Source organism: Chania multitudinisentens RB-25, assembly GCF_000520015.2.
GTDB lineage: Bacteria > Pseudomonadota > Gammaproteobacteria > Enterobacterales > Enterobacteriaceae > Chania > Chania multitudinisentens.
The window spans coordinates 2,223,442-2,237,271 of record NZ_CP007044.2 but is presented as its reverse complement, the minus strand read 5'-3'; the positions used below and the strand labels follow the sequence as shown (position 1 = coordinate 2,237,271).

At 52.3% G+C, this 13,830-nt stretch carries 7 protein-coding genes; 2 read left to right on the top strand and 5 right to left on the bottom strand.

What is annotated here, in order from left to right; all coding sequences use genetic code 11:
* The first annotated feature begins 248 nt into the window (after positions 1-248).
* Positions 249-1,535 carry an alpha/beta fold hydrolase gene (locus Z042_RS09805; protein ID WP_024910139.1) on the top strand — a complete coding sequence of 429 codons (1,287 nt, stop codon included), beginning with the start codon at positions 249-251 and terminating at the stop codon, positions 1,533-1,535.
* 62 nt (positions 1,536-1,597) lie between these two features.
* Here Z042_RS09805 and pbpC read toward each other — a convergent pair whose 3' ends face one another.
* The 4 genes from pbpC to Z042_RS09785 form a co-directional block, all read right to left on the bottom strand.
* Positions 1,598-3,964: a penicillin-binding protein 1C gene (gene pbpC, locus Z042_RS09800; RefSeq protein WP_024910138.1), complete on the bottom strand. Its 2,367-nt coding sequence runs from the start codon at positions 3,962-3,964 to the stop codon at positions 1,598-1,600.
* Positions 3,965-4,024: 60 nt separating this feature from the next.
* On the bottom strand, positions 4,025-10,000 hold the full coding sequence (locus Z042_RS09795) for an alpha-2-macroglobulin family protein (RefSeq protein ID WP_024910137.1): 5,976 nt from the start codon (positions 9,998-10,000) through the stop codon (positions 4,025-4,027).
* 92 nt (positions 10,001-10,092) lie between these two features.
* Positions 10,093-10,524 carry a hypothetical protein gene (locus Z042_RS09790; RefSeq protein WP_024910136.1) on the bottom strand — a complete coding sequence of 144 codons (432 nt, stop codon included), beginning with the start codon at positions 10,522-10,524 and terminating at the stop codon, positions 10,093-10,095.
* 65 nt (positions 10,525-10,589) lie between these two features.
* Positions 10,590-10,919: a YqcC family protein gene (locus Z042_RS09785; protein ID WP_024910135.1), complete on the bottom strand. Its 330-nt coding sequence runs from the start codon at positions 10,917-10,919 to the stop codon at positions 10,590-10,592.
* A 162-nt stretch (positions 10,920-11,081) separates the two neighbouring features.
* Between Z042_RS09785 and Z042_RS09780 the strand changes: the two genes are divergently transcribed.
* The gene (locus Z042_RS09780) at positions 11,082-12,320 is read left to right on the top strand and encodes an MFS transporter (RefSeq protein WP_024910134.1); all 1,239 of its coding nucleotides are present in this window, start codon (positions 11,082-11,084) and stop codon (positions 12,318-12,320) included.
* Positions 12,321-12,940: 620 nt separating this feature from the next.
* Here the strand turns inward: Z042_RS09780 and syd are convergent.
* The gene (syd, locus tag Z042_RS09775; RefSeq protein WP_024910133.1) at positions 12,941-13,492 is read right to left on the bottom strand and encodes a SecY-interacting protein; all 552 of its coding nucleotides are present in this window, start codon (positions 13,490-13,492) and stop codon (positions 12,941-12,943) included.
* Positions 13,493-13,830 lie beyond the last annotated feature (338 nt).

Below are 13,830 nucleotides of genomic sequence, written 5' to 3'. Positions count from 1 at the left end.
TAGCGTTAACGTACTAGCGCAGTTCCTTCATTGCGAGTTATGTTTATCCAGTGTAAAACACACGTACTGAAAATTGACTGAGCTCCAATTAGATCAATACGTTGCAACGCTTGCAGTACTTACTATGGTTGCCGCCAATACGAGCCGCTTACTGACTCACTGAAATAACCCAGCCCCACTTCCTGGCACCCAGACTACCGTTTACCACATAACAGTTATTGACGAACAAACAAAAGGAAGGCTCCCACATGGCTGTTGAACGAGAATATTTGCTACCCGCGATTTGGGTGCGGGAACATCTTATCCAAGTACCACTTAACTGGTTCGATACGCAAGATACACGCACTATTGAAATTTTTGCCCGCGAATTGGTCGATCCTACTCGCCGTGGAGACCAACTACCTTGCCTGCTGTTTCTGCAAGGTGGGCCAGGTGGGAAAAGCCCACGCCCCACCGCACGCAGCAGTTGGATTGCCGAAGCCCTGAAAACCTACAGAGTGATTTTGCTCGATCAGCGCGGAACCGGGCGCAGCAGCCGGATTGAGGGTAAAAGCCTGGCCGGGCTCAGCGATCTTCAGGCAGCAGATTATCTGGCCTGTTTCCGCGCAGACTCAATTGTGGCCGACGCTGAATATCTGCGTAAAAACTGTTTTGGCGATCGCCCCTGGAGCACATTGGGGCAAAGCTATGGCGGTTTTATTACCCTGACTTACCTTTCCCAGGCCCCCGAAGGGTTACATACCTGTTTTATGACCGGTGGCCTCGCCAGCCTGCAACCCGACGCTGATGAGGTTTATGCCCATACCTACCCGCAGGTGGTGGCGAAAAACCGGATTTTCTATCAACGCTATCCACACTTGGAAGAACAAATAGGCCGGATCGCCGATCGGCTTGAGCACGAAGAAGTGTTGCTGCCCGATGGCGATCGCCTGACCGTAAAACGTTTGCAAAGCCTGGGGATCGATCTTGGTATGAGTGAAGGTTATGAACGGCTGCTCTGGCTGTTTGACGAAGCCTTTAATCCCGACGGGCAATTCAGTGATACCTTCCTGTCGCAGGTGATGACGCTCACCAGCTATGCGGAAAATCCGCTGTTTGCCGTCCTGCATGAAAGCATCTACGCGCAGGATAAAGCCACCAACTGGGCGGCACAGCGCCAACGGCATCGTTTTGATGCTTTTGCCGAAGATCGTCGGCCTCTTTATCTGACCGGTGAGATGATCTATCCCTGGATGTTTACCGATATCAACGCATTGCGCCCATTCAATAATGCCGTCAAATTACTGGCCGAACGCCGGGTATGGTCACCACTTTATAACAGCCAGCGCTTGCTTGAGAATCAGGTGCCAGTATTCGCCGCCGTTTACTTTAGCGATATGTACGTCGATGTTCGGCTGTCGCTGGAAACCGCGCAGCAGGTGGGGAATTTGACCCCGTGGATCACCAATGAGTATGAGCACAATGGCCTGCGCGTCGGCAACGTGTTTGGTCACCTGCAAAACATGGCGCAGAAAGCCGGGGTTCTCTGCGCATAACACAATGACCGGCGTTGTATCAGGGAAATGCTGTAAGAGGTATTCCTCTCACGCAGCGCCGGTCAGTTCACCAGTTCAATCATGATCATACGGCTATCTGCCCGCCCATGATCGTCCACCGCCCTGATGCGGTACTGGCCATTATTTACCGGCCGCCAATCGATCGCCTTCTTGCTGGCACTGCTGCCAAGGTAAATATCATCCACAAACCAGTACACCGTTTTACTGTCAGCATCGGTTACCGCATTGAAAGTGATTTTGTCGCGCCCCTGTTGCGACTGCCGTAAGGTATAGGTGGTATTTTTCAGCGGCGAAGTAATGCGCGGCGGGTTGCCGCTGACGGCAACGCCGTTATCTTTACAATGATTCACCGGGGGTACACGTTTTGGCAAACCAGCCTGCGCAAATACGTTTGCCAGATCGGAAGGCCAGAATTCAAACACTTCCGTGCGGGTTTGCGTTTCATCATAGGGCGGGCAAGCCACTTCACCACTCTCAATATCCAATACCACCGGACGATACACGGTATCCACCTTAATCGGCGATTTGCCGGGGATAAACCAGGTTTTCCCTTTTTGCTGGCACCACGGCGTGGACAAATCGCCGCTGGCTAGGCAAATCTCCACCCGCTTTAACTGTTTTGGCAGCGTATGCTTCGGCTCCTGCAACGCCGGATAGCTGGCATTTATACTGTCGATGATATTGAAAAACAGCGGTGCCGCCGCATCAGCCCCAACGAACACGTTGTTGCCTTTACTGTCAAAATTCCCTTCCCAGACCACCAATACATAGGGCCCGAAAATACCCACGCTCCAGGCGTCACGGAATCCCCAAGAAGTGCCGGTTTTCCAATAGACCGGCAACGCAGAAGAACGCTGCGCCAAGGTATCACCAGGCCGGCGGTGCTGGCGCAGCATATCCAAGGTGATAAAACTGGCCTCTTCACTGAGCAAACGCACCGGCAGAGGAGAAACATCGCTTTCCTGCATCCGCAACGGGCGCAGTGCGCCACGGTTTGCCAGTAACGCATACAGTTTTGCCAACTCCTGCGCCGTAACTTCCCCACCGCCTAGCACCAGCGAAAGTCCGTAATGGTTCTCACTGGCCATGTTCGCCACGCCAGACAAACGTAAAAACTGATAGAACGTTGGCTGCCGCAGCTGTGAAGCCACGTACACTGCCGGAATATTACGGCTGAAATTCAGCGCATCCGTCGCAGTAACAGGCCCCAGAAAACGCCGATCAAAATTCTCTGGCGCATAGGCCCCAAATGACGAAGATACGTCTTTCAAAATAGTCATCGGGTGCAATACGCCCTGCTCCATCCCCAGCGCATAAATAAACGGTTTGAGCGTGGAACCCGGTGAGCGTTTGGCATGAGTGCCATTGACCTGCCCCTGGATCTCGCGGTTGTAATAATCGGCAGAACCCACCAGCGCCCGCACCCCCATATCACGGCTATCCACCAGTAATACCGCCGCATTATGGATGCCCCGGCTCTGATTGCGGGCGATGAACGCGTTCACCTGCTTTTCAATCAGCCGCTGTAGACCCACCTCTAGCGTGGTATCAATACGGGTATCACGCTGGATCAACGGCGGATTTTGCTGGCGCAGTTGCTCGATAAAATGCGGCGCAATGTACGGCATCTGTTCCGGCTGGCGTAGCGCAAGCGGTAACTGGAACAAGGCTTGCTGGCTGCTGTCGGTGGCATAAATCCCTTGCCAACGCTGGAACAGGCGATTGCGTGCCTGCGTCAGGGCGTTGCCCAACACGCCGGTTTTCGGATCAATACGGTAACTGGGTGATTGTGGCAACACGGAGAGCGTCAGCGCCTCCGGCAGCGTCAGGTCTTGCGGCGCTTTGGCAAAATAAATCAGGCTGGCAGCACCGATACTTTCAATATTGCGGCCATAAGGGGCGTAATTCAGGTAGGCTTCCAGAATATCGTGTTTGGAATAGCTGAGTTCCAACTGCACGGCCCGCACAATCTGCATCAACTTACCGCTCGGCGTGCGGGTATTCAGCCGCCAATGCATCCGCGCCAGTTGCATGGTGATGGTTGAGCCGCCCTGCATTTTGCCCCCGGCAACATAGCTGCGCCAAAAACCACGCACCAGGCTGATCGGGTTAAAACCGGGGTTGTAATAAAACCAGCGATCTTCGTGCAGCAAGATGCCTCGTATCGCCAACGGAGAAACCTGTTCCAACGGTGTCCACAAGCGATAGCGATCGTCATTCGCCAGCGTGATGCGCATCAGCACCCCCTGGCGATCGTAATAAACCGCAGAAAGAGGCACGCCCTGAGAGAGCGGCGGATGTGGCCAGAGCCGCACACCAAGAAACCCCAGCGCCAGCAGCACGACAGCCATCAAAATATTTTGCAACCAGCGTTTTGCCGCCGCAGAGAAAACAGGAGGGATTTTCATGGTTGACTCAGCACATCAGCCCCTGCCGTTGAGTAACGATCAGAGGCTGATGGTGGTTTATTAGTTTTTCGCGGGTACAACAACCAACTTACCATTACTGACCGACACCGCCTGCACTTCACGATCGTACATGGCTTCGCCATAAGCCGGTGGGATCACGAAGCTGCCGGTGTTGGTTGCTTTAATCTGATAGATAAACTCCTGCACATCCGTCGTGGCGCTACCATAAATGATCACCCGATCTTCGCGAATATCGCTGTAATCCGGTGCCCAGGTGGAGCCCGGCGCCGCCAGCGGTGACTGCCAGCCAGCGTCAATGGCATTACTGCTTTCACCCTCATTTTCCGTTGCCGGTGGCGGAGGCGTTTGCTGCACGACTTCAAACCCGCCAGGCAGCAGATCGACAATCGCCAGATTATCCTGCCCCTCTTGCGAGTTGGCGCGGATTTTCAGATGCACATTGATTTTCTGCCCCAGCGTCACCTGCGTGAGCGGTTTGCCTTGCTCGTCGGTGTAATCACGGGTGATTTCCAGCCCGCGCGAAATCGCTTTCTGCGGCGCAGCCAGATCGTAACCGGCCTGCGTCACCACGTACCAGGCTGGTATATCACGGCTATTTTCAAAGTGGATAGCCTGTGCCTCTGCGGTAAACTGCCCTTTGATAAACCGCCCCTCCAACGCCGAAATTATCTGTGGATCGACATTGCTGTGCTTACTGGTTTGCGCGATCTTCAACGCATCTGCGGTGGCCGACTGCGCCGTCACCTGTGCCGAATAACTCTCCAACGCCAGAATGCTCATGGCCGAAGAATAGGTGGTATAACGCTCCTCTCTCAGCGCCCTGACCATATTATCCAGCACCTGCGGCGGTATGGCAGACACTTTTTCCGGGAAATGGCGAGTAATCAGATACAACCGCGTGGCGTCCTGCACCAGCGGATCGAAGTAATTTTGCGTCCACCAGGCTTTGTCATAGGCTTTGCTGAGCTGGTTCCAGCTCGGCTGCAACAAGGCATTGGCTTCATCATCCATTTTTAACAGGCGGTAAGCAGAAGCCAGATACAACGCACTCAGATCGGTTTTCCAGCTATCTGGATACAGTTTCTGCAACGTAGCCTGCACCGCAGCCAGCGAGTTAGTAGTGATTTCCCCCTGCAACGTCAACAGATAAACCGCCCACGTACGCAGACGCAGGTGATACAGATCGTCATAGCGGCTGGCAGCTAACTCACGCAGCGCACCGTTGGCCTCATCAAGCATACCGGCTGGCAACGCATAGCCCGCCGCTTTAGCTTCCAACAGATATTGCACCACATACGGCGTCACAAACGGATCGGCATCCGGTGATGAACGCCAGGCACCTATTGCACCGCTGTCATTCTGGCGGGAACGTAATACCGCGAGCAGGTTTTTCAACTGCTTGCTGACCTCTGCCTGGCTCAAGCTGCTATTCATTTCCGGGTGCTGGCCTTGCAGCATCAGCGGGATTGAACGGCTGACAATCTGTTCAGAGCAGTAATACGGATAATCTGCCAGATACTGCGCCAAGCCGCTGGTCAATACCAATGGCGAATAAGACACCGCCGCCCGCCGCTGCGCGTAGGCATCGAACATCTGCCGCAGGTTATCAATATTCTGGCTGCTGCCGTTCATCCGGCCCATCACCGACTGCGTGCGATAAGGCGTTGCCGGGCGCACCGAAGTACTGATGGTGCGGCGGCTGGTTTTGTCACCATAGCGGGCATCGAACACCAGCGGCGCATCACCGAGGCTCGATTTGGCACGCAGGCGGAAGCTCACGACTCCTTCACGTTTTTCCGCCAACGACAAGTTTTGTTCCGCATTGCCCACCACCTCCAACTGCGGTGGCGGCGTTAGCTGGATGCTCACCGCAACGGCTTGACCATTCAACCCTTCAAGGTTGTTGCTGACCCCTACGCTGACATCAAACTCATCACCCGGAGCCACCATCGAGGGCACGTTGGGCGTCATGATAAAGTTGTCACGCACCGTTGTAGACGTCTGCGCTTTACCGATTTTATCCGGCGTGACCGAAATCGCCATCACCCGGATTTTGCCGTTAAAGTAATCCGGCACCGGATAATCGAACTGTTTCTCACCGTTCACTTCCGTAATGCCAGACCAGTAGGCTACCGGCTTGTCACGCTTGCGCTTGAACGGGTTCAGGTTAAGATCCAGCCCCTCGCCGCCGTCGCCCCCCGGAGCCGCAGTCAACGCCATCAGCTTGCTGAATTCCGGCAGGATCAGATCGAGGATTTGCGAGCTGGCTACGCTCAGCTCCCGTTTGCGGAAGAAATACTCCAGCGGATCTTTCAGGCGATAACGTGCCACCTGCAAGATCCCTTCATCTACAGCAAACAGCGCCACCTGCTGCGGGCCGTCGGTTTTCACCGTCATTGCCAGATTTTCGCCCGGTTTAATCACCGCAGGGGCCAGCACTTCAAGGTTATTTTGCCGGGCACGGGTGCTGATCTTAAACGGCATCACGCCATAGCTCAGCGGGCTCATAAAGATTTCGCTGGAATTCACATCTCGCACAAACTGCACGTTGACGTAACCGTTGCCTTCCATTCCGGCAGGAACACGGATTTTTTGTACCGAACTGGTGGTATCGGTATGGAACCATTGCCAACCATATACCCGGTCTTTCTCGATGGTGATTAAGCCGCTGCCGGTATAAGGAGCATTGATCGAGACTTCGATCTCTTCCCCTGGCTGATATTCCGCCCGATCCAGTTTCAACTTCAGTTCAGCATTGCGATCCAGCGAACGGCTCAGGTTAGCATTGCCCGCCACGCTGTAAGCAATGCGGTTGAGCACTGTACCTTGCGCATCTTCGATCACCAGCACAAAATCGCCCGGTTTATTGGTCGCCAGCGTCAGCTCATTACCTTGTTCAGCCAGCGCCAATGGCTGCTCCGAAAGTTGCACTTCCTTCATCTTCGACTGATATTTGTAAACCCCGGAATCCTGTTTGGTGAGCACTGAAATATACCGTTGCTCGATCAATACCCATTTCAGCTCGGGTAGCGCAATTTTCTTTAATGACGGATCGACAGCGATCACGTTCAGATGACGCACTGCATCACGGTTGATGTAGCCTAAATCACCATCTGGCTTCACACCGATCAGATAATCATAAGGTGACACCAGCACGCGCGCGGTCGCCGCCACCGAACGCCCACCACCGGCCACGAAGGCCTCAGACAACAACTGCAACTGATAAGTGGCATCCGCATAGGATTTCAGATCCAGCGGGATATTCGCCATACCTTGCTCATTGGTGGTTCTGTCTTCCAGTTCGGTTTCAAACCCATCGCTGTTCTGACGATTTTCATAGAAAGCGTAATCAGGAAACTGATCAAAATTCGGATACATCGGCCGCAGCGTCAGCCTTGAGGCAACCCGGCGATCCTGGGCTGGCGTACCAAACAGGTTCTGCACATCAATGTTTGCCTGCAATTCAGAGGGTTTCACCCATCCTTGCTGGCGATTCGGCGTCAGCTCCAGTTTCACTTTCAACTGGTCGGGCTCAAACTCCTTCACGTTAACCGCGGTGTGGCCAAGCAGTGCGGAAGGATCATTATTTTTGTCAATCAGATACAGGTAAATGTTCCATTCACCGGTCGGCGAGTTTTCGTCAGTGGTATAGCTCAATTCGTTGAAACCACTGCTGCCGAGAGTCAGTGGTACCGTGGTCATCAGTTTGTCGCGCGGATCGCGGATCTCGGCGCGCACCGGTACACCAGCCAGAGCAACCCCCCAGTCAACCGCGCGGGTAATCAAGCCGATATTGAAGGTATCCCCCGGCCGGTAAACACCCCGATCGGAGAACAGGTAGCTGCTCAACGTGCGTGGATCGACCGGTGTTTCTTCACCTGCAATATCGAAACGCGAGAAATCCAGCCCGCGATCGTTATAGTCACCGGTTGGCAGGAAGGAGACATCCCCCTCTTTTTCTACCAGGAACATCACCGGTTTACGCTCGTTGGTATACACCTCCAACGCTGGGAACCGCACATGCCCGTTGGCATCCGTCGTTCGGATCAACAGCGCCACACCATTTTTAGCGATCACTGACACTTTGGCGTTGCTGACCGGTGCCCCGTTGTGGATCGACTGCACAAAAACATCACGCGTTTTATCCTGAGAGCGTTTGGCAATAATTCCCAGATCGGTCACTACAACAAAGCGCGAATCCCCTACGCTGGGCGCCTCATCGCTTTCTTCTTCATTTGGTTCACTTTCTTCTTCCGGTGCGGGTGATAATTTCTTGTTCGGCTGCCATTCCGACAGCGTTAACAAAAATACGCCGCGATGGGAATCAGGATTGGTGGAGAGATAACGTGAAAGATCAATACCCTGATAACTTACCTCTCCCGGTTTATCGTTATTGACCGCCGTCTGGTATTGGAAGTGTTCAGTAAAATATTCATCGCTGAGCCGATTGAACTGCGTTGAAGAATATTCCCAGCTTTTGAAAGAGACAATGTGTTGCAACTGGCTCGGGATCACCCGTTTGATGTCCAGGCGCAGGCCGGGTACGTTGCGGGCTGCCACACTGATTTGTTTGTCACCGTTAACCGACAGCAGCGAACCCTGTGACATAAACTGCAAGGATTTTGGATAATCTGGCACTTCTACAATGCGGTAAAGTTTCTCCGGCATTTTATAACCGCCGGATGAGGTCATCAGATCATTGATTTCTATCAGCATAAAGCGGTGAGCTGGCGCATCAAATGTGAAACTGAACTGCGGCTGATAGGTTTCTTCTGCGTCGTTGAGCGTGAGGCTTAACGGCGTTGATTGCGCTAGAACACTCTTATCAACGCTTTGAATATCCCAATGATGGAAAACATCTGCTTCCTGATTGGCCTCATGAGCCTTAGGGTCATGCTGCGGCAGCAACCAAGCGTTGATCGCGCTGCCAAGCTCTTTATCCTTCACGGCGTCGCTAAAAGTCACAATCAGCACACGCTGGCCTTGTGCGCCATCGGCTCCCACCACTTGGGCATTAATATCATTCACTGCCAGGCTATACAACGTTGGCACCACTACACGATTATTTTTTGTCTCCGCCGTTGCATTGGCAGACACCACAGATTTAACGCCAGGGCCAATGGTGAGCTGCACAGTACCACCGTGATCCAGCGCTTTCAGCGGTTCTGAGTGAACCCAGGCATTCAATTTTTTCTCGTCGTATACCAGTGAGAAGTTAAGCTTCTTCGCCACTTTGGCCTTAGCTTCCGTCACCCCTAACGCGAGCTGTTTTTCAAAACTGGCCACATCGACCGGTGCATTGAATTTTATGTTGAAGATAGCACTGTGCTTTTGCGGATCTTGCGGGTCCTGATAATACTCCGCTTTCCCCAACTGATAATCGAACGCGGGCACCTTGAAGCTATAACGTGTGTTTTTGAGTTTAATTTGCGGAGCCAGCAGAACGGCAGGATCGAGATTTACTTCATATTTAGCGCCCATTGGCAGCGGATTTTTCGGTGTAAACACCAATGTCTGAGCATTGTGCCATTTCCACTGGCCCTCTGCGGCCGGGTTAAGCGTAATCCCTTTTTCTACCACTTTACCCACCTCGGTCAGTGGGGCCACCGAATTCAGAAAAGCGAGCCCCACTTCCTGCGGTACTGATTTCGCTAGCGCATAATTGACAGGCTCAGGATCAGAAACCTGCACGCGGGTTTCCTGGTATACCATCGGCGCAGGCTCAATCGGCTGTGGCCGGTTCAACCACCAGTTCCAACCGTAAAACGCGCCACCAGCGGCACACAACAACACCACCAGCGCCAGGCTGATGGCTTTCGGATATTTATTCACCCCGCTTTCCAAGCGCAGAAAGCCACGTTTCAACCCGCCCAACCAGCCAGGGGCACTCCAATTAACCTTGCCAATCAGTGGCTTCAACAACCAACCCAGCAACCCCAGAATGAAAGCCAGCAGGCGAAATGCGCCTTTTATCAATGTAAAAGGCAGACGAAGGATGAACTTTAATAAATCCATTATTGCAGCACCTTATGAACCCTTACAAATACCCAGAAAACAGCATCCTGACACTAGCACGTATACCAGAAGAAAGCCGATTATTTGGCCTGCTACCCCCCCATAATCAGCCACAATACAACCGCAATGAGAAAAATGACCGCAATAACGCCAAACGCAAAAACAGCAAACTGAAAAGCCAACGTGCCTGTACCAAGCATCAACGCGCCAGAGACAATTCGCCGGTTTACCCGGCACGCACTACCAATAACCCCCAGAATCACGGCAGCCGCCGCCAGTACCGCAGTCATGATTTCCAATATCCGATCAAGGTCATAACGGGGCTGTGAGACACTGGCAGCAACACTGTTACCCGCCAGCGAAGCCAGAACGGATTCTTTGATTGCCACCGCTTTGCTGGCGACGATGCTTTCCAGAGTCGGCTGAGGAGAGAATGGCCCAGCATAGAAATGAAGCATCGCCATCAGCAGCGCAATGCTACCGACAGCGATCCCGAGCCAACCGAAAAGATCTTTCCTGAGCATAAAGCAGCCTTCCCTGTATATTCACGATCAAACGATGTTCATCCATAGTAACGTAATCATGCCTACTATTGCGGCTCTTTATTCAGCAATGCATCCAAGCGCTGTAACAATTCCAACAATGGTGCGCAACCCGGTTGCTTATGCTTCAGCGCCACATCAAAATAAGGCGCGATCATAAAACTCGTGGGTAGTTGCGCCTTGGTATCCAGCAACGCATGCATACGTGGCAACAGCACCCACTGCAACCACTCCTCCGCCAACATACGATCTACGCAGAAAGGTTCCGTGCTGGCGAATGCCTCTGCCTCAGGCGGTTCAGTCTGCCACAATGCCAAATCCCGCATAGCTTGCTCAATCGACTGTAAACTGTGGCGAATCTGGTTCTCAATACTCATCTATATTCCCGAACTGTAGGCCCTGATTCTTGGCGCAAAAGCATAGCATTTGTGCTTGATGGCCCCAACCCTACTGAGCTGAAGCTCTTTGTATATTTTATCTGGTAGCTCTGCCCACGGCACGGCACAATACGCCCACTCAAAACCACACAGATAAAAAACATGTCTGAAATATCACTAACAAAAAATCATGCGACACCCGGTAAAGCCATGTTGGCTTCCGTTACCGGTTATGCCATGGATGGCTTCGATTTGCTGATACTCGGCTTTATGCTGCCGGTGATCACCTATGAATTGGGCTTAACCTCATCGGAAGCGGGTTCGCTGGTCACTTGGACGTTGATAGGCGCAGTGATCGGCGGCGTGATCTTCGGCCACCTCAGCGACCGTTTCGGGCGCATCCGTATTTTAACGCTCACCATCCTGATGTTCTCTCTGTTTACCGGCCTATGTGCGATTGCCGTCGGCTACTGGGATCTGCTCGTTTACCGCACATTGGCCGGTATCGGCTTGGGCGGTGAGTTTGGTATCGGTATGGCGCTGATCGCCGAAGCCTGGCCAGCAGAAAAACGCAACCGCGCTTCAGCCTATGTGGGAATGGGCTGGCAACTTGGCGTGCTGGCTGCGGCCTTCCTTACCCCGCTATTGCTCCCCTATATCGGCTGGCGTGGCATGTTCCTGGTTGGCTTGCTGCCAGCTCTGGTTTCCTTCCTGATCCGCCGCACGATGGGCGAACCCAAGGAATTTGTGCAACAAAATACCCATGAACAGCAGCTATCCTTCACTCAACGCGTCAAACTCCTTTTCAAAGATCGCCCCACTGGCAAAGCCAGCCTGGGGATACTCATCCTGTGTTCGGTACAAAACTTCGGTTATTACGGGCTGATGATCTGGATGCCGACCTATCTGGCAAAAAACTTTGGTTTTTCGTTAACCAAGTCCGGCGTATGGACGGCGGTTACCGTGCTCGGTATGACCTTTGGTATTTGGCTATTCGGGGTATTGGCCGACCGCTTCCCGCGCTGGAAAATCTTTGTGATTTACCAGATTGGCGCAGTCGTGATGGTCATTTGCTACGCCCAGCTCAGCGATCCTACCTTGATGCTGTTTGCAGGCGCGCTGATGGGGGTGTTCGTTAATGGTATGATTGGGGGCTATGGTGCTTTAATTTCAGATACTTACCCAATACAAGCGCGCGCTACGGCGCAAAACATTCTGTTTAATCTAGGGCGCGGTGTGGGTGGCCTTGGGCCATTGGTGATTGGAGCATTGGTGACACAGGTTTCGTTTACGGCGGCTATCAGCCTGCTGGCGGGGATTTATCTCTTGGATATTTATGCGACGTTGTTCCTGTTACCGAGGAAGCACAGCACTGGAGATACGCTGGGAGCCATTGGTTGATAACGGAAGTAACTCATTCATCAATCTGAACATTATATTCAATGTTCAGATGCAAAAAATTGGGGGCACTGCATCAACAGTGCCCCCGGTTCGTTTTATAGCTATCCTGCTACAATGTGTGCTCCCTGCTCGATCCTTGAAAACTTTTCCCTCGGCCATCCTGACCAAACTATCCTTGCTAAGTCCTATAACATCGTCCTGATGCAGTTCCTCAGTCTTCCTGACCCGCCAACATTCCTGTGCTGGCTCTCAATCTCCGTCCTGGAGGTGTCCTTGGTTTCAATCCTGAAACATCCTAAGCGTCACCCTGACACCAATCCTTTTCCACTCTTCCTGAGTGCATCCTTTTCTTCTTCCTGAAGCTACATCATCCTGATGTTTTCCTGCTCCAACCAGCTCCTTGCCGGTAGACATAAGATCGCTTAATTCTTCCGCCTCCACAAGGTCATGTAAGGAGGATTACAGTAAATTCTGAATCGGAGTTATTTTAATTAAATCTTAACTAATTGATCTGGATAGCAATAAGTCCAATATAAGCCACCCAGCAGAAAAAATTAAAAGCGATCTCTCACAGCTTTTGTAAGAGATCTCTCACACGCGCTTAGTACAAAATAAGCAAGCTACTTCAACACAGGGCATAACGTATTGAGGAAATGGGCCAATGAGCCGGATAAAAAGACCCGTTTATCACTGCCAAAATGCTCAAGCATTACATTGCCACTGACGTTACACAACGACACCATCGTCATCTCCGACTCTGTCGTCGCCAAGAATAATGTCGGGGAAAGTTTAAGACGTTTTTGCGTAACCAGATGCCCTATCAGGTTTTCTTGCAGGCGAATGAAATCATCTTCACTCCATACCTGTAAAAGCGTCAGTTGCTGTTCTGCAAACTGTGCGTGCATATCTCCAGCATATTGCTGGGTATAAAAAAGGTGGATATCCGGCTGTAGCCGCAAATCCAGCGCATTCTCCACCTTCACTAAGGTGGCCGCCGGCATAAACGGCTGTGGTAACCACAGCACCTCATCCTCATGGTTTTCTACAATGCACGGTGAAGCAATACCGTACAATTCCTGGCTTGCAGGTGCATGGCCATGTTGCTGCTGCCAAAGGCCGATATAACGCTGGGTAAACTCACGCAGTGCGTGTGGTACATCGTCACGATCCATATTTTTCTCACCGACGCTAAACTGGCAGCCATTGTACCTGCCCAAGCCCATGGTGGCAGCTGATATCCTCATTACCAAGAGCTGGCTGCATGAACGCAAGCTGGAGAACAACCCATAAACCTGCTCATGGCCGTCTGGCCTGCCAATAATGCGAGATAGTGCTCAACAACTGAGCTAACGCGCGGTTTGTATTGGTAAAAATCGGGAGGCGGCGGTAAGGTTAAATCAAAGGTATCTGCTGTTTAGCTAATATTCTGGCAGGCAATTCAACATTCTTACCGCAGTAGATAACAGGCGAATGCACAAAAAGCAATGCTACTGCCGTACGGATTACTATC